Here is a 26,466-nt window from a genome sequence, read left to right as displayed (position 1 = left end):
TGCCCGAACTGCGGGAGTTGCCCCAGTGAACTCTTGCGGAGGACGATCCTACGGTTGCGGACCGGGGGCGCATCAAGGGTCTCATGAGGACAAGTGCGCGGGCGTACGGTCCCAGTCGTCCGGGAGAGACGGTACTCCCCAGGCCGGATTCGGGCGCCAGCGCTGCCAGCCGTCCGAGAACGGCGGGCCCCACGCGCGGATCACCTCCACCGCCGACCGCCCCGCCTCCCGCACCCGCTCGGCCGCGGAAGCGTCCATCAGGCCGTCCTGCTGAGCCTGTGCGAACTCGTCCTCGTCGAGCCAGTTCCAGGACCGGTCCGGATATACGCAGATGTCCAGGAAGTGGTCCTCGGAGTCCACACCGCCGTCCCAACGGGCCAGCGGCGTCTCCAGATTGACGTACCAGTTCTTGAAACGCCAACCCTGCTCCCAGAACAGCCACACCGACCACGGCTCGCCCGGCCGTGCCAGCTTCAGCACCCCGGTGCCGGACCAGCGGCCGAGCCGTACGCTCCGCGGCTTCTTGTACCGGGACGTGAGCGGTTCGGAGTTGAGCGAGGTGCCGTCCGCCAGCACGGGCCGTACACATTCGGTGCCGGGCGCCATCCACACGGCCAGCAGATCCTCGTCGTCGCGTACGACCGTGACGGGGCGCGCGATATGGAAGCGTTCGCCGCCGTTCTCCCGGTAGCGCCACAGGATCTGAACTCCGGGCTCCCAGAACGCCGTCGATCCGTCCGCTTCCACTCGTCTCACCACTCGGTCGTCTCCCATGCGCAGATATTAGGTGTCATGCGCATATGACGCTGCGGTACCGGTCACGGTTCACGCCTTGGCGGGAATCGGTTACCCGAGTGTCATCTGGTGAGGCCGAAACTCGCCGTAGGGTCATGGTCGCGTCATCCGCAGGACATCCAGCGCCTCGTCGAGCTGCTCCAGGGTGAGATCGCCGCGCTCCACGTACCCGCTCTCCAGGACGACCTCCCGAATGGTCTTCCGCTCGGCCAGCGCCTTCTTGGCGACCTTCGCGGCCTCCTCGTAGCCGATGTACTTGTTGAGCGGGGTGACCACCGACGGCGAGGACTCGGCGTACTCGCGGGCCCGTTCCCGGTGGGCGACGATCCCGTCCACGGTCCGGTCGGCGAGCAGCCGCGAGACGTTGGCGAGCAGCCGGACCGACTCCAGGACGTTCTTGGCGATGACCGGCAGCATGACGTTGAGCTCGAAGTTGCCGGAGGCGCCCGCCGTGGTGACCGTGACGTCGTTCCCCGTGACCTGCGCGGCGACCATGAGCACGGCCTCCGGGATCACCGGGTTGACCTTGCCGGGCATGATCGACGACCCGGGCTGGAGGTCCGGGAGGGAGATCTCCGCGAGACCGGTCCTCGGCCCCGACGCCATCCACCGCAGATCGTTGGCGATCTTGGTGAGGGACACCGCGATCGTACGGAGCTGCCCGGACGTCTCGACGATCCCGTCCCGCGCCCCCTGTGCCTCGAAGTGGTTGCGCGCCTCGGTCAGCGGCAGCCCGGTGACCCGCGCGACCTCCGCGATGACGGCGGCGGAGAACCCGGGCGGCGTGTTGATGCCGGTCCCGACGGCCGTACCGCCCAGGGGGAGTTCGGCGAGCCGGGGGAGCGAGGCCTCCAGCCGCTCGATGCCGTACCGCACCTGGGCCGCGTACCCGCCGAACTCCTGGCCGAGAGTGACCGGTGTGGCGTCCATGAGATGCGTACGACCGGACTTCACCACATCGACGAACTCCTCGGCCTTGCGCTCCAGGGCGGTCGCCAGATGCTGCAGCGCGGGGATCAGGTCGCGGGTGACGGCGGCGGTGGCGGCGATGTGGATGGACGAGGGGAAGACGTCGTTGGACGACTGCGAGGCGTTGACGTGGTCGTTCGGATGCACGTCCCGGCCGAGGCCCTCGCTCGCCAGCGTGGCGATGACCTCGTTGGTGTTCATGTTCGACGAGGTCCCGGACCCGGTCTGGAACACGTCCACGGGGAAGTGCTCGTCCCAGCGCCCCTCCGCGACCTCCGCGGCCGCGTCCTGGATCGCCTCGGCGACGTCCTTGTCGAGCACGCCCAGTTCGGCGTTCACCTTCGCTGCGGCGCCCTTGATCCGGGCCAGGGCCTCGATATGGGCGCGCTCGATCCGCTGCCCCGAGATCGGGAAGTTCTCCACGGCCCGCTGTGTCTGGGCCCGCCACCTGGCGTCCGCCGGCACTCGGACCTCGCCCATGGAGTCGTGTTCGACGCGGTAGTCAGTCATGCCCGGTACAGCGCTGCCGCGGACGGGAGTGTTCCCGTCCGCGGCAGCGTCGTACCCGTCCGGACTACGTGATGTACCCGGTTACCCCGGTCGCTTACGCCAGCCCCGGCCCCCGCACCGGAATGCTCGTGAACGTCGGTGCCGGTGCCGGGTCCTTGAAGAAGTCGTTGCCCTTGTCGTCGACGACGATGAACGCCGGGAAGTCCTCGACCTCGATCTTCCAGACGGCCTCCATGCCGAGCTCCTCGTACTCGACGACCTCGACCTTCTTGATGCAGTCCTGGGCGAGCCGGGCCGCGGGCCCGCCGATCGAGCCCAGGTAGAAGCCGCCGTGCGACCCGCACGCGTCCGTGACCTGCTGCGAGCGGTTGCCCTTCGCCAGCATCACCTTGGAACCGCCCGCCGCCTGGAACTGCTCGACGTAGGAGTCCATGCGCCCGGCCGTCGTCGGGCCGAAGGAACCGGACGCGTAGCCCTCGGGAGTCTTCGCCGGACCCGCGTAGTACACCGGGTGGTCCTTCAGGTACTGCGGCATCTCCTCGCCCGCGTCCAGCCGCTCCTTGATCTTGGCGTGCGCGATGTCACGGGCCACGACCAGCGGCCCGGAGAGCGAAAGCCGTGTCTTCACCGGGTACTTGGTCAGCTCGGCGAGGATGTCGTCCATCGGCTGGTTGAGGTCGATCTTCACGACGTCGGACGACTCGTCCAGGTGCTCGTCCGTCGTCTCCGGCAGGAACCGCGCCGGGTCGGTCTCCAGCTGCTCCAGGAACACACCCTCGGCGGTGATCTTCGCGACGGCCTGGCGGTCGGCGGAGCAGGACACGGCGATCGCGACGGGGCAGGACGCGCCGTGCCGGGGCAGCCGGACGACCCGTACGTCGTGGCAGAAGTACTTGCCGCCGAACTGCGCGCCGATCCCGATCTTCTGCGTCAGCTCGAAGACCTTCTCCTCCAGCTCCTTGTCCCGGAATCCGTGCCCGAGCGGCGACCCCTCCGCCGGGATCTCGTCCAGGTAGTGCGCGGAGGCGTACTTCGCGGTCTTCAGCGCGTACTCGGCGCTCGTGCCACCCACCACGATCGCGAGGTGGTACGGCGGACAGGCGGCCGTACCCAGCGAACGGATCTTCGCCTCCAGGAACTTCATCATGGAGGCCTCGTTCAGGACGGCCTTCGTCTCCTGGTAGAGGAACGACTTGTTGGCCGAGCCGCCGCCCTTGGCCATGAACAGGAACTTGTACGCGCCGCCGTCCGTCGCGTACAGCTCGATCTGCGCCGGGAGGTTGGAGCCGGTGTTCTTCTCCTCCCACATGGTGAGCGGAGCCATCTGCGAGTACCGCAGGTTGAGGTTCAGGTAGGCGTCGTAGATGCCGCGCGAGAGGGCCGCCTCGTCGCCGCCCTCCGTGAGCACGTTCTGCCCGCGCTTGCCCATCACGATCGCCGTACCCGTGTCCTGGCACATGGGCAGCACACCGGCGGCCGCGATGTTCGCGTTCTTCAGCAGGTCCAGGGCGACGAACTTGTCGTTGCCCGACGCCTCGGGGTCGTCGATGATCCGGCGCAGCTGGGCCAGGTGGGCCGGGCGCAGATAGTGCTGGATGTCGTGGATGGCCTCGGCGGCCAGCTTGCGCAGCGCCTCGGGCTCCACCTTGAGGAACGTGCGCCCGTCGGCCTCGAACGTGGAGACACCCTCGGAGGTCACCAGCCGGTACGGGGTGGTGTCCTCTCCCATGGGGAGCAGATCGGTGTACTCGAACTCAGGCATGTCGCCCATTCCTCACTCGACAAGGCTGTTGTCGGGCTCGCGCGCCCCTGCGGCTCACTCGCCGACGGCTGACCTCCGTTGGCAGCGGCACCAGCGTAGAACCTGCCTCCGAAGGCGGGCTTGTGAGGTAAGGCTCAGTTCGTCGTCCACGAGTTGTCCACACCCCTAGTCGCGATCTATCGCGAGTGGGTACTCTGCTGTCGTGGACCTTCAGAAGCGCCCCACCCAGGAACCGCCGTTGTCGTCTGCCGAACTGCGCGCCTCCGACGCCGACCGTGACCGCATCACCGACCTCCTGCGCGACGCCCTCGCCGAGGGCCGCCTCACCGCGGAGGAGCACTCCGAGCGCGTCGAGGGCGTGCTCGCCGCCAAGACGGTGGGCGAACTGGACGTCTTCGTACGGGACCTGCCGGCCGGTCAGGCCCGGACGGCGGGGCGGGCGTATGCGCCGCCCGTCTCCTCCGTGCCCAACCGCCCGACGCCGGGTGCCATCCCGATCGACCCCGACGACCGCCTGGTGGCCGTCTTCAGCGCCTCGATGCGCAAGGGGCGTTGGCGGGCCGGCCGCCGTATCCACGCGTACGCGATATTCGGCAGCGTCGAGATAGACCTCAGCGAGGCGCTCTTCGAGCACCGCCAGGTGATGATCAAGGCGATCTCGATCTTCGGCAGCGTCGAGATCCGCGTCCCGGAGAACGTCTCGCTGCGCGGCAGCGGGGGCGGCATCCTCGGCAACTTCGAGGTGGACGCCCTGGATTCGGGTGAGACCGACGCCCCCGTCGTCTATGTGGACGGACTGGCCGTACTCGGGAGCATCGAGGCGAAGCCCAAGCGGGGCAAGGTGATCGCCGACCTCCTCGACCGGGTGACCGACCATGTCTCCCGCAAGGTGGACGATCATTTGCGCAAACACCTGGATCGTTGACGGTTGTGAATTCGACCACGCCCGGACGCCACCCGAAAGGATCCGGTCCGGTTGTGACGACAGCGTGCTGACGCCGAATTCCAGCGGATCGGGACTCAGTGCATAGGCACGCGCACAGCGGGTAGGCCTTGCTGCATCGTCTCTCGCTCGCGAAGCCGTCGTCAGGAGTAGACCGTGCTGCATCCGCCGCATTCGTCCCTGCAGGTCGCTGCCGTGCCGCCCCAGCGGGTGCCAGTGCGCGACAGGGACCAGGACGCCCCGTGGCACACGGAGGCCGTGTGCCGGCGCGACGAGGCCGGGTTGTTCTTCGCCCCCTCCAAAGAGCCCACCGCGGCCAGGCTCTCCCGGGAGGAAGCCGCCAAGCGCGTCTGCGGCCGCTGCCCCGTCATGGTCGAGTGCCGAGAACACGCACTCCTGCAACCCGAGCCCTACGGAGTCTGGGGCGGCCTGACAGCAGCGGAACGCCGCGTGGTGCTCGCCCGAAGGCGCCGCCGAGACGTCGAGATGAAGAAGGCGGCCAGGACGAGCGGGACGATAGCGGCCGCAGGCTGACGCCGATCCGTACAGCAAAGGCGCCCTCTCCGCACAAGAGGGCGCCTTTCCCCGTGCCGACCGGGGGCTTCTGCTTTTCAGGGGCGCGGGGAACTGCGCGACAAGCCACGAACGACCTGCGGTGTGAAGACGGCCGCAGTCACCTTCCCCAAGGCGCAACCGGCGGAGCTACTTGGCCTTCTCGAAATCGATGGAGCTGTACGCCCGCAGCTTGCTCAGCCGGTGCACCGAGTCGATCCGCCGCACCGTCCCCGACTTCGACCGCATCACGATCGAGTCGGTGGTCGCGGTCTCCGACCGATACCGCACCCCACGAAGCAGCTCACCGTCGGTGATCCCCGTGGCGACGAAGAACACGTTCTCCCCGGAGACCAGGTCATCGGTCATCAGCACCCGGTCGAGGTCATGCCCCGCATCGATGGCCCGCTGCCGTTCCGCGTCGTCCTTCGGCCACAACTTGCCCTGAATCGTGCCGCCGAGGCACTTCACCGCACAGGCCGAGATGATGCCCTCGGGCGTACCGCCCACGCCGAGCAGCAGATCGACCCCCGTGCCCTCCCGCAGCGCCAGGATCGAGCCCGCGACATCCCCGTCGGAGATGAGCTTGATGCGCGCCCCGGCCTCCCGGATCTCCTTGATGATGCCCTCGTGCCGGGGCCGGTCCAGGATGACCACGGTCACATCGTCGGGCGCGGACCGCTTCGCCTTGGCGACCCGGCGGATGTTCACCGAGATCGGCGCGTCGATGTCGACGAAGTCGGCCGCCTCGGGCCCGGTGACCAGCTTGTCCATGTAGAAGACGGCCGACGGGTCGAACATCGTGCCCCGGTCGGCCGCCGCGAGCACGGCGATCGCGTTGGTCATGCCCTTGGCCGTCAGCGTCGTACCGTCGATCGGGTCCACGGCGATGTCGCACTCCGGGCCGGTGCCGTCACCGACGCGCTCGCCGTTGAAGAGCATCGGGGCCTCGTCCTTCTCGCCCTCCCCGATCACGACGACGCCGTTCATCGACACGGTGGAGACAAGGGTCCGCATGGCGCGCACGGCGGCTCCGTCCGCCCCGTTCTTGTCCCCGCGGCCGACCCAGCGGCCCGCGGCCATGGCGGCCGCCTCGGTCACCCGTACGAGCTCCAGGGCGAGGTTCCGGTCGGGGGCCTCGGAGGGGACTTCGAGTTCGGACGGCAGCTGATGATTCTCGGTCATCGGAACGCACCTTTCTGATACGACGACGGCCGGATGAGGGTTCCGCCCGACTCTATCGTCAGTTCGACAGAATGAGCAGGGGACCCCACGGATGAGCAGACCAGTGCACCTGCGACGATGAGGGCGTGGCAGGCATGAAAGGCAAGCAGACCGTTCGCGACATGGTCCTCTCCCTCGGGGTCGTCGTGCTGGCGGCATGGGTCATCTATCTCTTCATCCCGCATGACGAGACGGAGCCGGAACTCAAGCGTGTCGACTACCGCGTCGAACTGCTGACGGCGCGCCGCGCTGCTTCCTATCCGGTGGCCGCGCCCGAAGGCCTGCCCGACACCTGGAAGGCGACGTCCGTCCGCTTCCGGGGTGACGAGTCCGACCACTGGCACCTCGGGTTCCACGACCCCGACGGGCAGTACGTGGCGATCGAGCAGTCCGCCGAGAAGCCGTCGCGGTTCATCCAGGACGCCACCCAGGACGCGAAGAGGACCGAGGCCACGCAGCGGATCGGCGACGAGACCTGGACGCGGTACGAGGGCGAGCGCTACGACGCCCTGGTGGTGCGGCGCGAGGGATCCACGACCGTGATCGCCGGCACGGCGTCGTTCGACCGGCTGACGAAGATGGCCGAGGCGCTCAAGACGGAGTGACGGCGCGTGGCGTGAACGTGTGAAGGGCCCCCGGCGTGCGCCGGGGGCCCTTCACCATGGCCGGGATGAGACACCATGGCCGGGGTGAGACTCAGACCGTGGTGATGACCTCGTCGAAGGCCAGGCGCGGGGAGCGCGGGTAGGACGCGTCCTCGCCGGGCCTGCCGATGTTGACGACCATCAGCGGGGTGTGGTCGTCGTCCAGGAACTCCTTCTGGACACCGGCGAAGTCGAAGCCGGTCATCGGGCCGGCGGCCAGGCCCGCGGCGCGCACGCCGATGATGAAGTACGCGGCCTGGAGGGCGGCGTTCATACCGGCGGCGGACTCACGGGCCGCGCGCTCGGCGAAGAAGAGGTCCTTGGCCTGCGGGAACGCCGGGAACAGGGTCGGCAGCTCCTCGTGGAACTCGTTGTCCGCGGCGAGGATCGCGACCAGCGGGGCGGTGGCCGTCTTGGCCTGGTTGCCCTCGGCCATGTGGGGCACCAGACGCTCGCGGGCCTCTGCGGAGCGGACCAGGACGATGCGCAGCGGGGTCTGGTTGAAGGCGGTCGGGCCGTACTTGACCAGGTCGTAGATCGCCTGTACCTGCTCCTCGGTCACCGGCTCGTCGGTGAACGTGTTGGCGGTGTGAGCCTCGCGGAACAGCAGGTCCTGGGCGGCGGGGTCGAGAACGAGGGACATGGGACAACCTTCGTGAGGCATGCGGTTTACGTCCTCGACGCTACGCGAAGGATGTTCAAGTTTCAACCAAGGCGGGGGCTAGTGATCCGCCTCACAGGGCGCCGTCGATCGAGCGGCCGGAACTCAACCCCTCTTGTCCTCGCCGCCCCGCTCCTCGTCCTCCGCCAGCGCCGCGTCCAGCCGCGCCCGGGCCCCGTCCAGCCAGCGGCGGCAGACCTTGGCCAGCTCCTCGCCGCGCTCCCAGAGGGCGAGGGACTCCTCCAGCGTCGTACCGCCCGCCTCCAGACGGCGGACGACCTCGATCAGCTCGTCCCGCGCCTGCTCGTACCCGAGGGCGCGGTCGGCCTCCAAGGCCCCCGCCGCCTCGGTCGTCCCGCCGGCCTCGCTCACGTTGCTGGTCATGCGGCCCACCTTATGCGTCCCCTCCGACAGTCCCTGCTCCGTCGACCCGGACGACGAACTCGCCCTCGGCCACCCGCGCCCGCAACGGCTCCTCCGGCGTGACCTCGCCGGGCGCGCGGACCACATGCCCGTCGGCCCGCTGCAGTACCGCGTACCCCCGCTGGAGCGTCGCCGCGGGGGAGAGGGCCACCACGCGCGCGTGCGTGTGCGTCAACTCCGAGACGGCACGGTCCAGATGGTGACCGAGGCAGCGGCGGCCCCGGTCCAGGAGCGAGGCCACCTGGTCGGCACGCTCGTCGATCATGCGATGTGGATCCTCTATCGAGGGGCGCGCGAGGGCATGCGCGAGCCCCCGCTCCTCCCGGTCCACGAACGCCTCCACGCACCGCCGCGCGCGGTCCCGCAGCCACTGCACCCGCTCGTACTCCTCGCCCACGTCCGGCACGACCTTCTTGGCCGCGTCGGTCGGCGTGGACGCGCGCAGGTCCGCCACATAGTCCAGCAGCGGCGTGTCCGGCTCGTGGCCGATCGCCGACACGACCGGCGTACGACAGGACGCGACCGCCCGTACGAGCTGCTCGTCGGAGAACGGCAGCAGGTCCTCCACGCTGCCGCCGCCGCGCGCCACGATGATGACGTCCACGCCCTCCAGCACGTCCAGTTCCTTCACGGCCTGCACGACCTGCGGCACCGCGTGCACGCCCTGCACGGCGACATTGCGCACCTCGAAGCGGACGGCCGGCCAGCGGTGCCGTGCGTTCTCCAGCACGTCCCGCTCGGCCGCGGAGGCCCGGCCGCACACGAGCCCGATCAGCTGCGGCAGAAACGGCAGCGCCTTCTTCCGCTCGGGCGCGAACAGCCCCTCGCTCGCCAGTGACTTCTTCAACTGCTCGAGGCGCGCCAGCAGTTCACCGACACCGACCGGCTTTATCTCGGTGGCCCGCAGCGACAGCTGCCCACGCGGCGCGTACCACTCCGGCTTCGCGTGGACGACGACCCGCGCACCCTCGCTCACGACGTCCGCGATGGCGTCGAACACCTGCCGGTAGCAGGTCACACCCACGGAGATGTCGTGCGACGGGTCCCGCAGCGTAAGGAACACGACGCCCGCGCCAGGGCGCCGCGACAACTGCGTGATCTGCCCCTCGACCCACACCGCGCCGAGCCGGTCGATCCAGCCGCCGATGAGCCGGGAGACCTCGCCGACGGGGAGGGGGGATTCGGCGGACGTGTTGAGAGCCATGTGGGGAGCGTAACGGGGGGCACGGACAGGGCCGCCCAAGAGCTCGTGGGGACGGGGTGCGTTGGCGGGTGCGGGTGCGTTGTGGTTGCTCGCGCAGTTCCCCGCGCCCCTGAAAAGCAGGGGCTGCGCCCGTGCTTTTCGGCCCGCACGGGCCGTGTCTTTTTAGGGACGCGGGGAACTGCGCGACCAGCCCCCACCTACCCGCACCCGCCCACACACAGGCACCCCCCACCCCCTGACGCGCTCCCACCGGCGGAGCCCCTCGCAGGGGAACCCCTACGATGGGAGACATGACCGCTTCGCCTGGCCGCCGCCGTGTCCTCCTCGCCGCCCCGCGCGGCTACTGCGCGGGCGTCGACCGCGCCGTGATCGCCGTCGAGAAGGCCCTGGAGCAGTACGGGGCCCCGATCTACGTCCGCCACGAGATCGTCCACAACAAATACGTCGTGCAGACGCTGGAGAAGAAGGGCGCCATCTTCGTCGAGCAGACGGAGGAGGTTCCCGAGGGGAACATCGTCATGTTCTCGGCGCACGGCGTGGCCCCGACCGTCCACGACGAGGCCCAGCGCGGCAAGCTCGCCACCATCGACGCCACCTGTCCGCTGGTCACCAAGGTCCACAAGGAAGCGATCCGGTACGCGGGCGAGGACTTCGACATCCTCCTGATCGGGCACGAGGGCCACGAAGAGGTCATCGGCACGTCCGGCGAGGCGCCGGACCACATCCAGCTCGTCGACGGCCCCGAGGACGTCGCCAAGGTCGAGGTCCGCGACCCGTCCAAGATCGTCTGGCTCTCCCAGACCACGCTCTCCGTCGACGAGACCATGGAGACGGTCGGCGCGCTCAAGGAGAAGTTCCCGCTGCTCGTCTCGCCGCCCAGCGACGACATCTGCTACGCCACCCAGAACCGCCAGCTCGCCGTGAAGCAGATGGGCGCCGAGGCGGAGCTGGTCATCGTGGTCGGCTCCCGCAACTCCTCCAACTCGGTCCGCCTCGTCGAGGTCGCCAAGCTCGCCGGCTCCCGCGAGGCGTACCTCGTGGACTTCGCGAGCGAGATCGAGGAGGCCTGGCTGGAAGGCGTGGAGACCGTCGGCGTCACCTCGGGCGCCTCCGTCCCGGAGGTCCTCGTCGAGGAAGTCCTGGAGTGGCTCGCCCAGCACGGCTACGAGGACGTCGAACTGGTCAAGGCCGCCGAGGAGTCGATCACCTTCTCCCTGCCCAAGGAGCTGCGCCGCGACCTGCGCGCGGAGGCAGCCACCCTGGTCGCCGAGCGCACCGGGCAGGGCCCCGCCGGAGCCTGATGGCCCCAATCACGCGGTACGGCCCCGGAACGTGAAGGTTCCGGGGCCGTGCACGTTCGAGGACGTGAGGATTCCGGCACCCGGCGCCGGCCGGGTACCTCGCGAGCGTGACTGTCAGTCGTACGACGTAACGTAGGGCCATGCACATCTTCGGCGTGGACATCGGTGGTTCCGGGATCAAGGGCGCTCCCGTGGACCTGGACCTGGGCGACCTGGCGGACGAGCGGTACAAGGTGCTGACCCCGCACCCGTCGACGCCCGACTCGGTGGCCGACGGGGTCAAGGAGGTCGTCGACCACTTCGGCTGGACCGGCCCGGTCGGCATCACCTTCCCCGGCGTGGTCACCGGCGGTGCCACGATCCGTACGGCGGCCAACGTCGACAAGAGCTGGATCGACGTCGACGCACGCACCTTCCTCGGCGACCGGCTCGGCGGCCTGCCGGTGACCGTGGTGAACGACGCGGACGCGGCGGGCGTCGCCGAGATGCGGTTCGGCGCGGGGCGCGACCGCCAGGGCACGGTCATCATGCTCACCTTCGGCACGGGCATCGGCAGCGCCCTCTTCTGCGACGGCGTCCTCGTGCCCAACACGGAGCTGGGCCACCTGGAGCTGCACGGCCATGACGCCGAGACCCGCGCCTCCACCAAGGCCAAGGACGACGAGGAGCTGACCTGGGAGCACTGGGCCAAGCGCGTCACCAAGTACCTGGCCCATGTCGAGATGCTCTTCTCGCCCGAGCTCTTCATCATCGGCGGGGGCGTCAGTCGCAAGTCCCAGAAGTTCCTCCACCTCATCGAGGACATCAAGGCGGAGATCGTCCCGGCCCAGCTGCAGAACAACGCGGGCATCGTGGGCGCGGCGATGCGGGCGACGAAGGCCTGAGCGCTCCGCTGGAGGCCGGGTGTTGAACGCGCGGGCCGGTGGGGGCTGGTCGCGCAGTTCCCCGCGCCCCCTTGCGGGGCGCGGGACCGCGCCCCGGCTCCAGCAGGTTCGCTTCGGGGCTGGAAGGGCGGCCTCAGTGGAGAGCGGGTCGGGAGCGGCCGGCTAGGAACTCCGGGGGACCGTACGGCGGGGCTGGGCCGGAGGCCTCGGGGCCCGGGGCCCGACCGGCCGGCCCTCGTAGGGGGGCCGGGCCTGGGCGCCGGGTGGCCGGGTTTGCGCGCCAGGGGTGCGGACTTGGGCGACGCCAGGTGTCCGGACTTGACCCTGCCCGCCGATTCGCTCCCGTACCCGTTCCCTCTCCCGCTCGGCCGCTCGCTGCGCCATCAGCCGGACCTTGCGCACGGTCACGATGAGCCCGGCGACGAGGGTGCCGCCGTACAGCCAGCCCGCCTGCATGGCGAGGGCGGTGATCAAGGCCATCAGGTGCCCGCCGAGGCCGTCCTCGCCACCGGCGATCAGCGGGAGACCGGCCGCGAAGGCGATCGGTACGACGACCGGGGCGCTCGCCAGGTCGCCGCCTCGCACCCACACCGCGCTCAACGCGCTGACCAGCAGGAACAGCACCCCGTACAGGATGGGGGACGCGCCGAAGAGCAGCCGGTCGAGGCCGGCGAGCGCGAACATCGTCACCCCGCAGAACAATCCGCAGCCCAGCCCGGTGAGACGTGGGTTCGGCATCCGGCGCACGGCCCGTGAGACGCGCCGCACGGCTCGGACCGGTGGCGGTACGGGCCCGCGCGCGACCGGAGCACGGCGCGGCACGCCCACGCCGGGACCCCGGCCCCCTCTGCTCGCCTGCGGAGGAAGGGGTGTGCCGCTCAGCGGCCCGGTCCGAGGGGGGTGCGTCCTGTGCTGCTCCACTCGACCAACTTAGGTCGGTTAATGTGCCGAATGGGTTCACAGACACGCCGTTGGGCGGACGTTGGCCAAGCGTTCGATACCTCGCCGGGGCGGGCGTCGGCACGCCGTAAACTGGGGGATCGGCCAGCCCTCTGGCCGCTGGGGCACGATCCGCCGGACAGGCCTCAGGCCCCAGGCCCTGCCGCTCCAGCCCTCCGGCCGCCTGGCCCTCCTACGTACGGGAAGTCGCAAACGTGTCGCTCACGATCGGAATCGTCGGTCTGCCCAACGTCGGCAAGTCGACCCTGTTCAACGCCCTGACCAAGAACGACGTGCTGGCGGCCAACTACCCGTTCGCCACGATCGAGCCGAACGTCGGCGTCGTGGGTGTCCCGGACGAGCGCCTGGCCAAGCTGGCCGAGATCTTCGGCTCGCAGCGCGTGCTCCCCGCCACCGTCGACTTCGTCGACATCGCGGGCATCGTGCGCGGCGCCAGCGAGGGCGAGGGCCTCGGCAACAAGTTCCTCGCGAACATCCGCGAGTCGGACGCGATCTGCCAGGTCATCCGCGCCTTCCAGGACGAGAACGTCGTCCACGTCGACGGCAAGGTCTCGCCCAAGGACGACATCGAGACGATCAACACCGAGCTGATCCTCGCCGACCTCCAGACCATCGAGAAGGTCCTGCCGCGCCTGACGAAGGAGTCGCGCATCAAGAAGGACATCGCCCCGAAGGTCGCCGCAGTCGAGGCCGCCAAGGAGATCCTGGAGAAGGGCGACACCCTCTTCTCGCAGGGCATCGTGCAGGGCTCCGGCAACGAGGAGCTCCTCCACGACCTGCACCTGCTCACCACCAAGCCGTTCCTGTACGTCTTCAACGTCGACGAGGACGAGCTGACCGACGAGGACTTCAAGAACGAGCAGCGCGCCCTCGTTGCCCCCGCCGAGGCGATCTTCCTCAACGCCAAGCTGGAGCAGGACCTCGCCGAGCTGGACGACGCGGACGCGATGGAGCTGCTGGAGTCGGTCGGCGCCGAGGAGCCGGGCCTCGCGACCCTCGCCCGCGTCGGCTTCAACACCCTCGGCCTGCAGACGTACCTCACGGCCGGCCCCAAGGAATCCCGCGCCTGGACCATCAAGAAGGGCGCCACGGCCCCCGAGGCCGCCGGTGTCATCCACACCGACTTCCAGAAGGGCTTCATCAAGGCCGAGGTCATCTCCTTCGCCGACCTGGTGGAGACCGGCTCGGTCGCCGAGGCCCGCGCCAAGGGCAAGGCTCGCATGGAGGGCAAGGACTATGTGATGCAGGACGGGGATGTCGTCGAGTTCCGCTTCAATGTCTAGCCGGTGACTTAGCACCACTTCGCTGATCTGGCAAACATGCAGGTCAAGTTGGGTCTGACTCTTCGGGGTCAGGCCCCTTGATTTTTACCGTGCTGGATAGGTGCTGGATTTTCTGACCTCTCGTCACCTGTCATCACCCCTGCTCATGCCTACCGTGCTGGATCCGTGCTGGGGAGGATGAGCGCGCCCATGCTGGGGTGTGCACTGTCCAGGGTGTGGCGGTGGCGGGAACTGCATGGGCGAACGACCTCCCTACGCCAGCCGCGAGCAGCCAGTCCGCGCGGACATCGGGGCACACCGAGCGACGCCCGTCCGCTCGGACTTGCGCGTGGCCGTCCAGCGCGTCACCACCGGCCGGCGCAGGTGGCAGCCGCGCGTCGGCAGGCAACCGCCTGCTGGGTCGAGCCCTCCTGGGTCGGGTGGTATCCGGGGCGGAAGTAGCGCAGCACCGAGCGGGCGAACGCGCCCGGCGGGGGCAACAGGTCCTTGCGGGCCGCGGCCAGGTAGTCGCGGAAGCGGACCTTGACCCGGTCGTCGAGTTCGGGGTCGGCGCTCATCAGGAAGCGGACTCCGCGGATCCATAGCCGGGTCAGCACCGGAGTGGTGACGAGCATGCCGACCGCTCGGCGCCGGTACCGGGGATCGAGGTGCACCAGCAGGTCGAACGCGACCGAACGGTGTTCGACCTCCTCCGCGCCGTGCCAGCGGAACAGATCGAGCATCGCGGGATCCGCGCCGGCCTGGTCCAGGTGCCCGTTGCTGAGAATCCAGTGCCCCATGTACGCGGTGAAGTGCTCGAAGGCCGCTATGAGGGCGAGCCGTTGGAGCAGGTGCGCGTGCGTGGCGGCCGGCGTCAGCTCCGGCCGGTCTCCGAGCACCCTCCGGAAGATCCATTCGGACTGCCGGGTGTACGGAGCCGGGTCCAGCCCCTTGGTGAGCAGGTGCTCCAGGACCTCCTGGTGCGCCTCGGCGTGCATCGCTTCCTGGCCGATGAAGCCGCGTACGTCCTCGCGCAGCCGGTCATCGGTGATCAGTGGCAGTGCCTGCTCGAAGGTGCGCACGAACCAGCGTTCGAGTTCGGGGAGCATGAGGTGGAGCACATCGAAGGTGTGGGTCGCGAAGGGCTCACCCGGCAGCCAGTGCAGCGGGGTGGTGCTCCAGTCGAAGGTGACGTCCCGGGGTTGCAGCACCAGGTCGTGGTTGGGTCTCGGCGGCCCGGCCCGGATGTGCCTCGGAGATCACCGCCTGCCGTCACGAACGGCTCACCGTCAGGCTGCGGGCGGCCGGCCTCGGAGCCATCGCCGACCTGGGATTCGTCGGGCTCGACGACAGCGGCCCCGACGCCGATCCGGCGGTGATCACCGGCTACAAGGCCGCCCGGAACCGGCCGCTGACGCGCGGGCAGAAGCTGTCCAACAAGGCCCTTGCCGCAGTACGGGCGCCGGTCGAGCACGGCTTCGCCCACCTGAAGAACTGGCGCGTCCTCGGCAAGGTACGCACCGACCCGAAGTGGGCGACCGCCCTGGTGAGGGCTCTGCTGGTCCTGACGAACCGCGAAGTCTCCCGGTGACCGACGATCTTCGCCGAAGCGTGACGGGCGCCGATGGTGCCGGGTCGCCGCCCGCCGTCGAGGGGGCGTTTTCTGAACGCCATCCTCTGCGTGAACCGGACCGGGATCCCCTGGCGTCACCTCCTGCTCGACTACCCGCACAACGGCACACGGTGCGGTAGGTTATAGGTCGACCACTAATGCAGGAGGGAAGATGACAGTCCAGGAAGACGACGCCGCCCGCCGCGCCGCTGCCCAGCACGCCGTGGCCGAGCACCTGCGCCTCACAGCAGCCGGACACACCGAGGAGTGGGTGAAGCTGTTCGCCCCGGACGCGGTGCTCGAGTTCCCGTACGCGCCGGCCGGCGTGCCCCAGCGGGTAACGGGGCGAGACGCACTGTGCGCGCACATGAGCAACTTTCCCGACACCTTCGACGTGGAGTTCGTCGACCTGGTGTTCCACGAGACGGTCGATCCGAGTCTGGTGATCGCCGAATTCCGCTCGAAGGGCACGGCGCTGCCGACCGGCAAGCCGTACGAGCAGACGTGCATCTCCGTCGTCCGGACCGATGACGACGCGCGCATCACCCACTACCTGGACTACTGGAACCCGCTGGTGGCGATCGAGGCGCTCACGCCCCACGACGTGCCGTCCGACTCTGACCTCAGCGTGACGTTTGGAGGCTGAGGGGAGCCGTGTTTGACTGACGCCCATGCCTGCCGCCGGTACCAGCACGAAGAGCGACGAACGACGTCGGGCCATCATGGCCGCCGCGGTCGACTGCTTCGCGCAAAAGGGTTTCTACGGTACGACGACGCACGAGATCGCAGACTGGGTCGGCGTCTCTCAGCCGTATCTCTACCGCCTGTACCCGAACAAGGAAGCACTGTTCGCGGCGGCGGTCGACCACGTGTCCGTCGTCATGACCGAAACACTGGTCGCGCACTCGCCGGCCTCGGGTGGGGCCGGACCGGCGCCCGAGGCGGCATTGGATGCCGCACGCGGCGCCTACGCCGCGCTCGTCGCGGACCGGAACATCCTGCGTTTCCTCATGCACGCGAACTGTGCCGTCGGCGAGCCGCTGGTGGAGCAGGCCGTGCGCCGGTGCTACGCCAAGCAGGTTGACACCGTTCGGCAACTGCTGGGCGACGACGACGCCGTGCGACGCTGGTTCGGCGCCGGAATGCTGGACAACGTGGTCGCCGTGCTGGGTCTGGCCGACATCGACGAGCCGTGGGCGCACGTCCTCACCGCTCGATGACCCGACACCGGCAGTACGGCGACGACGGCCCCGAGTCCACCTCGTAGGCCAACTCGGCCGATGGAACTCGGCTTCTTCAGCCGCGGGCGAGCTTCGTCCGGGTCAGCCTCCCGGGCGGGCGTCGGGGCGACGGCCGCGACGGCCTCCGCCGCGGCCCGGTCCTGCTCGGCCGGCCGGTTCAGGACCCGGCGATCACGAGCTCCTCCCTCTCGGCCCGGACCTCCTGCAGCTGCTTGGCCAACTGCGCAGCAAGCGTGTCCAGTTCACTGCGGCGAGCCGTGATCCACTCCAGCTCCCGCATCCCCACCCTCCCACGCTCTCCCGGCGTACCGGCCCGGCCGCGGATCGTAAGAGCGGCACAGCGGTCGGCGCAGCACAAACCGAAGACCGCTCCGAACGACATGTCAGACGATCTTCGCCGTGGACACCGGCCGACGACCAGCGCGAGTAGCTCTCCCGACCCTCACACCAGATCCGTGACCAGCAACTTCACGATGCACACCACTCATTGGGCTGCCCATGGCGCGGGAGGCCGCTCGTGCCCCTCATCCTTTTGCCCACGCTCTCGAACGCCAGGCGGGCGTCTTCCGTGCTCCGCGTCAAGGCGGCGGCGATCGCCTTCTCGCCCGGGAAGAGTCGGAAGAGGTGCAGCTGCGTGACACCGGCACGCTTGGCGATCGCCTCGACAGGGGTGTCGTAGTAGCCCTTGAGCGCCAACTCGCGATCGCGGCGCGGGGATGGCGCTGTCGCGTCTCTCCTGCCTGCTCATCCGGCGCGTGCCGCCCTGCCGGCGGGCGCCGGTCAGCTCAACACGAAGCCGGTCGGTGACGCGGCCGGCATCAGTTCCGTGCTTGAGCTTGCGCATCGGAAACCGATCGGTTTACAGTGAGGCCAAGGGGAAACCGATCGGTTTCCTCAATGAGTTCGGGAGTGCATGATGACGACCAATCGACCGGTGGCCCTCGTGACGGGCGCGTCCTCCGGCATCGGCAAGCAGACCGCGCTCGCGCTGGTCGCAGCGGGTTTCGACGTGGCCGGCACGGGCCGGGACACCTCGCGGGTCGCCCCGCTCGGCGGTGTGACGTTCTTCGACCTCGACGTGGTCAGTGACAAGTCGGTCACCACGGTGGTCCAGCAGGTGATCGGGCGGTTCGGGCGGATCGACGTCCTGGTCAACAACGCCGGCATCGGCTCCATCGGTGCGGCCGAGGAGACCTCCGTCGCGCAGGCCCAGGGCGTGTTCGACATCAACGTCTTCGGGGTCATGCGCATGATCAAGGAGGTCCTGCCGCACATGCGCGCCCAGGGACGTGGGCGCATCATCAACCTCTCGTCCGTGCAGGGCTTCATCCCCGCCCCCTACATGGCCGTCTACGGCGCGTCCAAGCACGCCATCGAGGGCTACTCCCAGTCCCTGGACCACGAGGTCCGGCAGTACGGCGTCCGCTCGCTCCTCGTCGAACCCGCCTACACCAACACCGGATTCGAGGCCAACAGCGCCAAGCCCGACACCCCCCTGCAGACCTACGCCGGCCAGCGGCACGTCTTCGACCGCCTGATGGAGGAGGCGATCAAGGGCGGCGACGACCCCGCCGTGGTCGCCAAGACGATCGTCACGGCCGCGACCGACGCGAAGCCGAAACTGCGCTACGCCGCCGGTCCCATGGCCGGACGCGCACGCATGCTCCGCTTCGTTCCCGCCTGGGTCCTGGACAAGCAGATCCGCACGATGAACAAGCTCACCGGCTGACATCCCCCGCCCCGCGCACCCCGCCACCCGCAAACCCCATCGCGCCGCCGATACCGGGAGAGACCCATGTCCGAGACCCTGCACTCCGCCGCCGCTACCGTCGCGCGCTGGCGCTCCGCCGAGGAACGCGGTGACGTCGACGCCGCGGTCGCGTGCCTGAGCCCGGACGTCGTGCTCAGCTCGCCGCTCACCGACCAGTTCCGCTTCGAGGGAACTGACCAGCTGCGCGACTTCCTGACCGTGGCGTTCACGGCGGTCAAGGACGTCCGGTACCACACCCAGACCGGCGAGGGCGACACGTACGCCCTGGTCTACCGGGCACGGGTGGGGTCCCAGTCGTTCGAGGAGGTGCAGATGCTGCGGCTCGACGACCAAGCACGCATCACGGAGATCACGCTCTTCGGGCGTCCGATGCCGGCCCTCACCGCCCTGATGCACCTCATGGGTCCCGCGCTCGCTCGCCAGCAGGGCCGCCGGGGCCTTGCGACGCTCATGAGCGTCAGCACCATGCCCATTCACGCGATGGTCTCCTCGGGGGACCGCAGCATGGTCGCAAAGACCCGCCCGGCAGCCCGGCAGGCCTGAGAGCACCAGGTCCACGGGGCGTTTGACCCCGTTCCCCTTCCACGAGTGGGCCGCAGCCGCGGGCGATGTCCCCGGCGGACAGCTTCGGGTAGAAGGAACGCAGGAGGTACCTGCCGTCCAGGTGGGCTTCGGCTCGCCCTGACCACACGGGCGAAGCCGACTCCCCGAGAGCGGCCGCTGGAGGCGGCGTCCTCCACCGGCCACGGCAACGTCCCGCCGATCCCCCACACGCGCCGAGGTGACGCGGCAACTCGCCGCGCCCTCCAGCGACTTGACCCAACAGGAGACGCTCGCATGAAACGACGTACGTTCCTCACGGCAACCACCGCGTCGCTGGCCGCCACCCAACTCGCCGGACCCGCCTACGCCTCCGCCTCCGGTTCAACAGCCAGAAACTACGAGGTCGTTGCCCGCTTCTGGGGCGCGATGCCGACGGGTGTCACCCTCTCGCGCCGCGGCCGGGTCTTCGTCAACTTTCCCCGCTGGGGCGACGACGTCCCGTTCACCGTCGCCGAACTGCGGGGCGGCAAGCCGGTGGCCTACCCCGACGCCGAGGTGAACCGCGAGGACGCCTTGGACCTGGCCGGGCACTTCCAGTCGGTGCAGAGCGTCGTCGTCGATGCGGCCGACCGACTGTGGATCCTCGACACCGGAAGCCCCCTGTTCGCCGGCTCCTCCTACGGCGGTCCCAAGCTCGTGGCGGTCGACCTGCGCACCGACCGGATCGTACAGAAGATCCTCTTCCCGCCCGAGGTGGTGCCCGCGAACAGCTACCCCAACGACGTGCGCTTCGACCTGCGGCGCGGCGCCGAAGGCACGGCGTTCATCACCGACTCCGGCGGCTCCAACGGCATCATCGTGGTCGACCTCGCCACCGGCCGCTCCTGGCGGCGACTGACCGGCCACCCCTCGGCACTCCCGGACGAGCAGTTCCTTCCCGTCATCGAGGGCGAGCCCTTCATGGTCCGCCCCGCGGGCGGCGAGCCCACGCACTACGAGACCGGCTCCGACGGCATCGCCCTCAGCGCCGACGGCACGCGCCTCTACTACTGCCCGCTCTCCAGCCGCCGACTGCACAGCGTGTCCACCGACGCCCTCGCCGACCCGGACGCCACGGACGCCGAGGTGGCGGCGACGGTCGAAGACCTCGGGTTCAAGCCGATGGCCGACGGCCTGGAGAGCGACGACAAGGGGCGGCTCTACGGCGGCGACCTGGAACACAACACGATCTGGCGCAGAAGCCCGAACGGCACCTACCGGACCCTCGCCCAGGGGACCGACCTGCTCTGGGTCGACACCCTGTCCGTCGCCTCGGACCGGCACCTGTACGCCATCGCCAACCAGCTCAACCGCCTGTCACCCTTCCACGAGGGCAAGGACCTGCGCCGCAAGCCCTACCTCCTGGTCCGCCTGCCGATCGACGCCGGACCCGTCAGGCTCGCGTGACCTCTCCGGCCCGCGCCAGGCAGCCGCCTGGGCGCTGTCGCGGTGCGCACCGAACGCCGCCCCTCCGATCGGCTTGCGCGCAAAAACCGATCAGTTTACGATGAGGGAACCGATCGGTTTCTCGTCACGGCGGCGGGCGAGTTCCGAGCCCTCATTGCTTAGGGGTACGGATGGCTTCCCGCGCGACGCCGTAGGGCAACCGCCTAGTACTCCAGTGCGTTTCGTGAAAAAGGTGTACCCAACGGCACGGGAAGCGTACTCAGATTCCCGCGACCTCAGTCTTCACCCGAGCGCTGAAAGTGCGTTCTTCGCAGTCGGTCTCCGAGATGGCGCAAATCGCGACCGACGTCAACATCATCATCAACAACGATGCCAGCGTACTGCTGCCGGTGTCCCGCGCCCGCCTAGGGCAGCGAACACCAGTTTCCTGATACCGGAGAGGTTATTTGCAATGAGTGCGAATTCGCAGAAGAAGTTTTACGCCCTGAATATGTTTGACGTGACCGACGTGGAGAAGTACCTTGCGTATTTCAGTCGTTTGCCCGAAGTGGCTCCGCAATATGGCGGTCGAATGGTGGCGTTTGGCCGTTTCCGCGACAACGTAGCCGGTGACCTTGCGCCACGGCAGGTTCTGTTTCTCGTTGAATGGGAGTCCGAAGAGGCGTTCAACACCTTCCGGGACGATCCGGACTTGGTCGACTTTCATCCACTGCGGGAGAACGGGACGGCGTCCTATATCTGGCAGACGTTCGATGGTCTCGATATGAGTGACCCCGCCGACGTTTCGCTCGACGACGTGCTGGCGGTGCTCAAGCCTTAAAACCCGCATCGCTACAGAGCCGGATGAGCCGGCTGACGAGTCGTCGGCTGGCGAAAGACGCCTCCGGCAAGCGCGGATTCCATCGGAGGTTCGGCGGTCCAGTTAGCACTCCCGCCGGACTTCTGTATTTCTCCTGGTCAGCGGCCTGGCGGTGGGGAGTGTAGCGGGGGTTTGGCTTGGGTGGGACGGTCTTGGGCCGGCTGTCCCGCACCGTGTGCCCACGCCGCATGTAATGACAGCGCGGTGAGCAGTCCGTCGTCGTGATCCACGATGTACCGACGAACGCCTGGGACCTGGAACTCGAAGAACTCTTCCTGCGGACCGGAGCCCGCTTTTTCCGGGTGAAGGCCCGGCGGCGGATGCGGGACTACGTCCGCGGACTGCTCGGCCCGGTCGGCCGAAAGAACAGCTGGCAGCTCGCCGAGTACACGGAAGGGGTGGATGCGCGATGCGTGTACAGAGGGTGCTGACATCCGGGCCGACGACGGAGTCGTGGACGCTGCTGGGGGATGATCCGCGGCCGGTCGATCCGGTGGAGTCGTTCCTGGCCTACTTGGCGGCGCGAACACCGTCAAGGAGTATGCCCACGACCTGAAGGAACTGGTGGTACTACCTCGACGGCCGCGTCTCGCCGACATCGACCGTCCGCTGTTGGAGCGTCACCTCGCCCACGTCGCTTCCCAACCCGGCGGACACGGCCTGAAGAAGGGCAGGATCAGCAGCCTGAACCTGTTCTTCCAGGCCATCCGGCAGTACCGCTGGCACGACTCCCTGTCGGGCACCGCCGCGTTCTACCCCGGCGACATCCCACCGGAGCCAGCCGCCACGGCCTCACGCCGACTGGCCGGGCACGTCACGGCCCAGGTCGAATCCGAAAAAGAACCTGGACCACTGGGACAACGCCTCCGGCCGCTCGATCACGCTCATCCTCGTCCGCGGCGGGCTGCGGATCTCCAGCGTTATCTGCCTGGACTTCGACTGCCTCCTCCACGACGGCCAAGGAGCCCTCTACTTGCGGTATTTCAACACCCAGATGAAGCGCGAAGCGGCCGTCCCGATCGACGAGGAACTCGAGCAGGCCATCCGCGACCACCAGCAGCGTGTTCTTGAACGCTGGCCCAGGGTACCGGTGTCCTGTTCCCTCGACCGCACGCGAAGGCCTTGGGCAGGCTGCGGATGTCCGACAGCAGCTACGGCCAGATGCTCCGCCGCTGGCTGGCGACCTGCGACATCCGCGATGAGCACGGCTAACCCGTCCGCTTGACACTCCACCAGTGGCGACCCACCTTCGCCTGCCGACTGATCAACCGTGACGTCCCACAGGAAGTCGGTGTCCCTGGTCGGAGCGATGACCGCCGCCGGGAGTTGCTGCCGGGGAGCGTACGGCTTCGTGGCGGTCCGTCCCGGCGGCGAGGGCTGTGTCAGAGCAGGCCCAGTGCGCGCAGGTCGCTCGCGTACTTGGTGATGAGGCCGGGGGACAGGTGCGGGATGGCCCCCTTCTCGCCGATCCCGGCCTCCCGGACGGCGTGCGTGAAGCTGTCGGCGGGGACGGCCGAGCCGTGCGCCGGTTCGCCCGGCTTCGCGAAGGCGTGCAGCAGTGGCAGCACGGACTGCTGGCGTCGCTGCTCCGGTAGCGCCCGCAGGGCGGTTTCGAACGTGGTGAACCACTCGTCGTAGTCCGCGACGCGCCGGATCGTGTGGCCGTCCTGCGCCAGCCAGTCGACGAAGGTGTCCAGTGAGATCCCGTCGTCATGGGGGTTGACGACGTTGTACGTGCGATGGCCGTCCGTGTTGCGCGCGCCGAGGGTGTCGACGGCCTGAGCGACGAAGTCGACGGGCAGCCCGTCGTAGTGTGCTCGCCGCGGGCCGCCCTGGTCGTCGGTGCGGTAGAAGGACGCCGGGGCGATGCCGGTGGCCAGGATGCTGAAGAGCAGGCGGGTGAACATGTCGGGCACGTTCAGCTGCCCCGTGTGGTGGGTGTGGGCGAGGATCATGTCCGAGCGGAACACCGTCACCGGCAGGCCGTAGGTGTCATGGGCCTCGCGCAGCAGGACCTCGCCCGCCCACTTGCTGGTCGAGTAGCCGGTGGCGTAACCGTCGCCGAGCGCGCGCACCGGGCTCAGGGTGCGGATGTCGGTGGTCTCGTCGAACAGTGACGCGTCGGACTCGGTGGACACCGCGGTGGTCGACAGGTAGGTGAACGGCTTCATCCTCCCGGTGAGGGCCAGGCGGATCAGCTCGGCGGTGCCGACGACGTTGGGGCCGAACAGCTGGTCGTACGGCAGGACGTGGTTGACCAGCGCTGCCGGGTGGAGGATGAGGTCGACGTCCTCCGCCAGCCGCTCCCAGGCGTCCAGGTCCAGGCCGAGCCGTTCCTCGCCGATGTCGCCCGCGAGCACCTCCAGATGACTCGCCGCCAGTTCGCGGTAGCGGCTCAACAAGTCCGTGTCGCCGCTGGTGAAGGCGTTCCCCAGGCGGCGCCCGGCGTCTTCGGCGTCACGGCCCCGTACGATGCAGACCAGCTTGCCGCCGGTGCCGGCCAGCCGTTCCAGCCAGTCCAGGCACATGAACCGGCCCAGATAGCCGTTGGCCCCGGTCAGCAGCACGGTACGCGGGGTCTCCCGCCCGGTCGGACGCCGAAGCAGGCCGGCCTCTTGAAGCGTCTCGGCGTCGATGAACCGCTCCAGCGTGACGTCGGCGGCACGTGCCTCGGTGCTGTCGGCGCCGTGCACCGCGGCGAAGGTCGGCCGTCGCGCACCCGAGTCCCGCTCGGCCTCGATGTGGTCCGCGACGGCCCTCAGGTCGTTGCCCGAGCTGAGCAGCAGCCCGACCGGCACCTCCACCTCGAAGACGTCCCGCAGCAGCCGGGAGAAGGACAGGGCTGACAGCGAGTCGATTCCCAGGTCCGTGAAGCGCGCGCCCTCGTGCAGTTCCGCCTCCGAGCAGCCCAGCAGCGCGACGAGCCCGCGGCGGACGGCCGCGAACACCGGCTGGCCGGGTCCCGCCTCGCGCAGCGAGCGCAGCGTCTCCTCACGGCCGCCGGCCAACTCCTCGTAGAGGTCTTCGAGGCGGTCCCCGTAACGGTCCTTGAGCTGTGGCCGCAGGTTCTTGCGGATCTCCGACAGCAGGCCGTTCTCCGCGGTGAACGGTTCGGGCTCGACCAGGAAGTCACGGGGGATCTCGTACGGTTCCAGTTCGGCCTGGCGGGCGATGTGCTGGAGTGACTCGCTCAGCGACCGCTTCAGCTCGTCGGGGCTCGCGGACCGGGCGAGCGCCTCCTCGCTGGGGACGACCACGGCCAGCAGGTAGGCGCGCTCGCTGTTGCCGTAGACGTAGATCTGCCGCACCGGGCCGCTGACGAAGACGCTCTCCAGGCGGGAGAGAGCGACGAACTCGCCCTGGGACAGCTTCAGTACGTTGTTGCGGCGGTCGACGTAGACGAGCTGGTCCGGGCCGGTCTCGGCCATGATGTCGCCCGTCCGGTAGAAGCCGTCCGTGTCGAAGACCTCGGCTGTCGTCTCGGGCCGCTTGTAGTACCCGGGCGTGACGGACTCCGTCTTGATCAGCAGCTCGCCCCGGGGGTGCGGGGAGTCGGTGGTGAAGTAGCCGAGTTCCGGTACGTCGACGAGCTTGTAGTCGATCACGGGAGGCCGCTGCACACGTGAGTCGATCACCACGATGCCGCTCTCGGTGGACCCGTAGCCGTCGTGCAGGGTCAGCTCCAGACACGACTCCATGAATCGCTTCAGCTCCCGGGAGACGGGCGCGCTGGCGCTCACGACAGTGCGCACCCGGCCGCCCACGAACCGCTCCCGCAGGTCCGCCTTCACCGCCGCGTCGAGAGCTACGCGTACGGTGAACTCCGGGGCGCGGCGGACCAGTTCGCTTTGGTACTCCTGGTACAGCATGTCGCAGATCCGCGGCACCAGCAGAAGCTCGGTCGGCCGGACGAGTCCCATGTCCTCGAACAGGCTGGACATGTCGCTCTGGGCGGTGAAGTACGAGACCCCGCCCCGGCTGAGCGCGGAGTACAGGTTCACCCGGCCGACCACATGGTTCATCGGCATGTAGTTGATGCCGACGGAGGGAGTGTCGGCGGGCGTCGGCATCAGGCCCGCCCAGAACCGGTGGAGCATCCTCTCGGTGTAGATGGCGCTTTTCGGCGTGCCGGTGCTGCCGGAGGTGTAGAGCAGCAGCCGCATCGGGTCCTCGTCCGTATCCGGCCGGCACAGCGGCACCTTCGGCAGGCCGCGGCCACGGCCGGTCACCGCGGCCAGCGAGTCGACGGCAGTGAGGCCCGCCTCGGCCAGTCGCCGCCGCGCCGCTTCGAACCTCTCCCGCTCCTCGTCGACCTCCGGGTGGTGGTCGAACACCACGAGCCGCGGCTTCGAGGGACTGGAGAGCACCAACTCGACCGCGGTGTCCAGGGCTTCCATACTGGCCGCCAGGACACGCGGCCCGGTCTCCCAGACGATCGGCTCCAGCCGGGCGACCGGTGCGTTCACCGGCAACGGCACGGTCACCGCGCCCAGCCGCAGGCAGGCCAGGTCCAGCGTCGCGTAGTCGACGCTCGTGAAGCCGCAGACCGCGACGAAGTCCCCCGGCCGGACCGGGTGACCGGCGTCCCCGCGCCACTCGGCCGCGATCGCGCCTGCCCGTTCCCACAGTTCGGCGTAGGTGATCTTCGTGAACCGCGGCAGCAGCCGCAGGGAGGTCCGGCCGGTCACCGGGTCGGTCACCGCTTCCCGGGCCCTCTCACCGAGAGCCGGGCGTTCGGCGTACCCCTCCATGATCAGGGCCACGGCTCGCGCCAGACCGTCCGTGCATCCGCGTACGGCCGCGCTGACCGACTCCAGCGGGAGCATGTCGTACAGCTGCTTGTCGTTGGCGATCGAACCAACCTCAGATATCGAACCAACCTCAGATGCCGAAGACACCG

Annotated in this window: 24 protein-coding genes and 2 pseudogenes; 14 read left to right on the top strand and 12 right to left on the bottom strand. The window is 69.0% G+C overall.

The window, feature by feature from the left end; genetic code table 11:
* Nucleotides 1-81: 81 nt before the first annotated feature.
* The 3 genes from fomD to JIX56_RS15375 form a co-directional block, all read right to left on the bottom strand.
* Nucleotides 82-774, bottom strand: a complete 693-nt coding sequence (fomD, locus tag JIX56_RS15385) for a cytidylyl-2-hydroxypropylphosphonate hydrolase (RefSeq protein WP_257541077.1) — start codon at nt 772-774, stop codon at nt 82-84.
* 114 nt (nt 775-888) lie between these two features.
* Nucleotides 889-2,274 (bottom strand): class II fumarate hydratase, encoded by a 1,386-nt coding sequence (locus JIX56_RS15380; RefSeq protein ID WP_257541075.1) that lies wholly within the window; start codon nt 2,272-2,274, stop codon nt 889-891.
* Nucleotides 2,275-2,368: 94 nt separating this feature from the next.
* Nucleotides 2,369-4,036 carry a fumarate hydratase gene (locus JIX56_RS15375; protein WP_257541073.1) on the bottom strand — a complete coding sequence of 556 codons (1,668 nt, stop codon included), beginning with the start codon at nt 4,034-4,036 and terminating at the stop codon, nt 2,369-2,371.
* A gap of 202 nt (nt 4,037-4,238) precedes the next feature.
* Between JIX56_RS15375 and JIX56_RS15370 the strand changes: the two genes are divergently transcribed.
* Both JIX56_RS15370 and JIX56_RS15365 read left to right on the top strand, forming a co-directional pair.
* A complete protein-coding gene (locus tag JIX56_RS15370) occupies nt 4,239-4,961 on the top strand; it encodes a DUF1707 SHOCT-like domain-containing protein (RefSeq protein WP_257541071.1) in 723 nt (240 codons plus the stop codon).
* Between the two features lie 174 nt (nt 4,962-5,135).
* Entirely contained in the window at nt 5,136-5,513 is a 378-nt protein-coding gene (locus tag JIX56_RS15365; RefSeq protein WP_257541069.1) for a WhiB family transcriptional regulator, read from the top strand.
* A gap of 168 nt (nt 5,514-5,681) precedes the next feature.
* Here JIX56_RS15365 and glpX read toward each other — a convergent pair whose 3' ends face one another.
* Nucleotides 5,682-6,716 (bottom strand): class II fructose-bisphosphatase, encoded by a 1,035-nt coding sequence (gene glpX / locus JIX56_RS15360; protein ID WP_257541067.1) that lies wholly within the window; start codon nt 6,714-6,716, stop codon nt 5,682-5,684.
* A 134-nt stretch (nt 6,717-6,850) separates the two neighbouring features.
* On the opposite strand from glpX, the gene JIX56_RS15355 reads away from it, so the two are divergent.
* Nucleotides 6,851-7,360: a DUF4245 domain-containing protein gene (locus JIX56_RS15355; protein WP_257550882.1), complete on the top strand. Its 510-nt coding sequence runs from the start codon at nt 6,851-6,853 to the stop codon at nt 7,358-7,360.
* Nucleotides 7,361-7,451: 91 nt separating this feature from the next.
* Here the strand turns inward: JIX56_RS15355 and JIX56_RS15350 are convergent, their stop codons facing one another.
* The 3 genes from JIX56_RS15350 to xseA all read right to left on the bottom strand — a co-directional run bounded on the left by JIX56_RS15350 (nt 7,452) and on the right by xseA (nt 9,687).
* Complete coding sequence (locus JIX56_RS15350; RefSeq protein WP_257541065.1) at nt 7,452-8,042, bottom strand: malonic semialdehyde reductase; 591 nt, start codon at nt 8,040-8,042, stop codon at nt 7,452-7,454.
* A gap of 123 nt (nt 8,043-8,165) precedes the next feature.
* Entirely contained in the window at nt 8,166-8,444 is a 279-nt protein-coding gene (locus tag JIX56_RS15345; RefSeq protein WP_257541063.1) for an exodeoxyribonuclease VII small subunit, read from the bottom strand.
* Between the two features lie 10 nt (nt 8,445-8,454).
* Nucleotides 8,455-9,687, bottom strand: a complete 1,233-nt coding sequence (gene xseA, locus JIX56_RS15340; RefSeq protein WP_257541061.1) for an exodeoxyribonuclease VII large subunit — start codon at nt 9,685-9,687, stop codon at nt 8,455-8,457.
* A 281-nt stretch (nt 9,688-9,968) separates the two neighbouring features.
* On the opposite strand from xseA, the gene JIX56_RS15335 reads away from it, so the two are divergent.
* The gene (locus JIX56_RS15335) at nt 9,969-10,988 is read left to right on the top strand and encodes a 4-hydroxy-3-methylbut-2-enyl diphosphate reductase (protein ID WP_257541060.1); all 1,020 of its coding nucleotides are present in this window, start codon (nt 9,969-9,971) and stop codon (nt 10,986-10,988) included.
* A gap of 140 nt (nt 10,989-11,128) precedes the next feature.
* Nucleotides 11,129-11,872, top strand: a complete 744-nt coding sequence (ppgK, locus tag JIX56_RS15330; protein ID WP_257541058.1) for a polyphosphate--glucose phosphotransferase — start codon at nt 11,129-11,131, stop codon at nt 11,870-11,872.
* Between the two features lie 162 nt (nt 11,873-12,034).
* On the opposite strand, the gene JIX56_RS15325 is transcribed toward ppgK, so the two are convergent.
* Nucleotides 12,035-12,610, bottom strand: coding sequence for a DUF6542 domain-containing protein (locus JIX56_RS15325; protein ID WP_306819854.1), 576 nt, complete (start codon nt 12,608-12,610; stop codon nt 12,035-12,037).
* Between the two features lie 416 nt (nt 12,611-13,026).
* Here JIX56_RS15325 and ychF point away from each other — a divergent pair, with 416 nt between their 5' ends.
* Nucleotides 13,027-14,115, top strand: a complete 1,089-nt coding sequence (gene ychF / locus JIX56_RS15320) for a redox-regulated ATPase YchF (protein WP_257541054.1) — start codon at nt 13,027-13,029, stop codon at nt 14,113-14,115.
* A 344-nt stretch (nt 14,116-14,459) separates the two neighbouring features.
* Here the strand turns inward: ychF and JIX56_RS15315 are convergent, their stop codons facing one another.
* The gene (locus JIX56_RS15315) at nt 14,460-15,308 is read right to left on the bottom strand and encodes a metal-dependent hydrolase (RefSeq protein ID WP_257550881.1); all 849 of its coding nucleotides are present in this window, start codon (nt 15,306-15,308) and stop codon (nt 14,460-14,462) included.
* A gap of 8 nt (nt 15,309-15,316) precedes the next feature.
* Between JIX56_RS15315 and JIX56_RS15310 the strand changes: the two are divergent.
* From JIX56_RS15310 to JIX56_RS15300, 3 genes and pseudogenes are all read left to right on the top strand, one after another.
* Nucleotides 15,317-15,685 (top strand): annotated as a pseudogene (locus JIX56_RS15310) (transposase family protein); the annotation flags it as partial.
* Between the two features lie 193 nt (nt 15,686-15,878).
* Complete coding sequence (locus JIX56_RS15305) at nt 15,879-16,352, top strand: nuclear transport factor 2 family protein (protein ID WP_257541052.1); 474 nt, start codon at nt 15,879-15,881, stop codon at nt 16,350-16,352.
* Between the two features lie 25 nt (nt 16,353-16,377).
* Nucleotides 16,378-16,926, top strand: coding sequence for a TetR/AcrR family transcriptional regulator (locus JIX56_RS15300; RefSeq protein ID WP_257541051.1), 549 nt, complete (start codon nt 16,378-16,380; stop codon nt 16,924-16,926).
* Between the two features lie 178 nt (nt 16,927-17,104).
* Here the strand turns inward: JIX56_RS15300 and JIX56_RS15295 are convergent, their stop codons facing one another.
* Together JIX56_RS15295 and JIX56_RS48015 are read right to left on the bottom strand one after the other, a co-directional pair.
* Entirely contained in the window at nt 17,105-17,227 is a 123-nt protein-coding gene (locus JIX56_RS15295; protein WP_257541049.1) for a hypothetical protein, read from the bottom strand.
* A gap of 188 nt (nt 17,228-17,415) precedes the next feature.
* Nucleotides 17,416-17,643, bottom strand: coding sequence for a TetR family transcriptional regulator (locus tag JIX56_RS48015; RefSeq protein WP_443031823.1), 228 nt, complete (start codon nt 17,641-17,643; stop codon nt 17,416-17,418).
* 220 nt (nt 17,644-17,863) lie between these two features.
* On the opposite strand from JIX56_RS48015, the gene JIX56_RS15285 reads away from it, so the two are divergent.
* From JIX56_RS15285 to JIX56_RS15265, 5 genes and pseudogenes are all read left to right on the top strand, one after another.
* On the top strand, nt 17,864-18,676 hold the full coding sequence (locus tag JIX56_RS15285; RefSeq protein WP_257550879.1) for an oxidoreductase: 813 nt from the start codon (nt 17,864-17,866) through the stop codon (nt 18,674-18,676).
* A 66-nt stretch (nt 18,677-18,742) separates the two neighbouring features.
* The gene (locus tag JIX56_RS15280; RefSeq protein WP_257541047.1) at nt 18,743-19,261 is read left to right on the top strand and encodes a nuclear transport factor 2 family protein; all 519 of its coding nucleotides are present in this window, start codon (nt 18,743-18,745) and stop codon (nt 19,259-19,261) included.
* 294 nt (nt 19,262-19,555) lie between these two features.
* On the top strand, nt 19,556-20,707 hold the full coding sequence (locus JIX56_RS15275) for a major royal jelly family protein (protein ID WP_257541046.1): 1,152 nt from the start codon (nt 19,556-19,558) through the stop codon (nt 20,705-20,707).
* Nucleotides 20,708-21,158: 451 nt separating this feature from the next.
* A complete protein-coding gene (locus JIX56_RS15270; RefSeq protein ID WP_257541044.1) occupies nt 21,159-21,527 on the top strand; it encodes a DUF1330 domain-containing protein in 369 nt (122 codons plus the stop codon).
* A 263-nt stretch (nt 21,528-21,790) separates the two neighbouring features.
* Nucleotides 21,791-21,955: pseudogene (locus tag JIX56_RS15265) on the top strand (IS701 family transposase); the annotation flags it as partial.
* A gap of 993 nt (nt 21,956-22,948) precedes the next feature.
* On the opposite strand, the gene car reads toward JIX56_RS15265, so the two are convergent.
* On the bottom strand, nt 22,949-26,464 hold the full coding sequence (car, locus tag JIX56_RS15260) for a carboxylic acid reductase (protein ID WP_257541042.1): 3,516 nt from the start codon (nt 26,462-26,464) through the stop codon (nt 22,949-22,951).
* Between the last annotated feature and the right edge of the window lie 2 nt (nt 26,465-26,466).

This window comes from Streptomyces sp. CA-210063, from assembly GCF_024612015.1.
GTDB lineage: Bacteria > Actinomycetota > Actinomycetes > Streptomycetales > Streptomycetaceae > Streptomyces.
The sequence above is the reverse complement of the archived record's forward strand: the minus strand, read 5'-3'. Positions and strand labels throughout refer to the sequence as shown.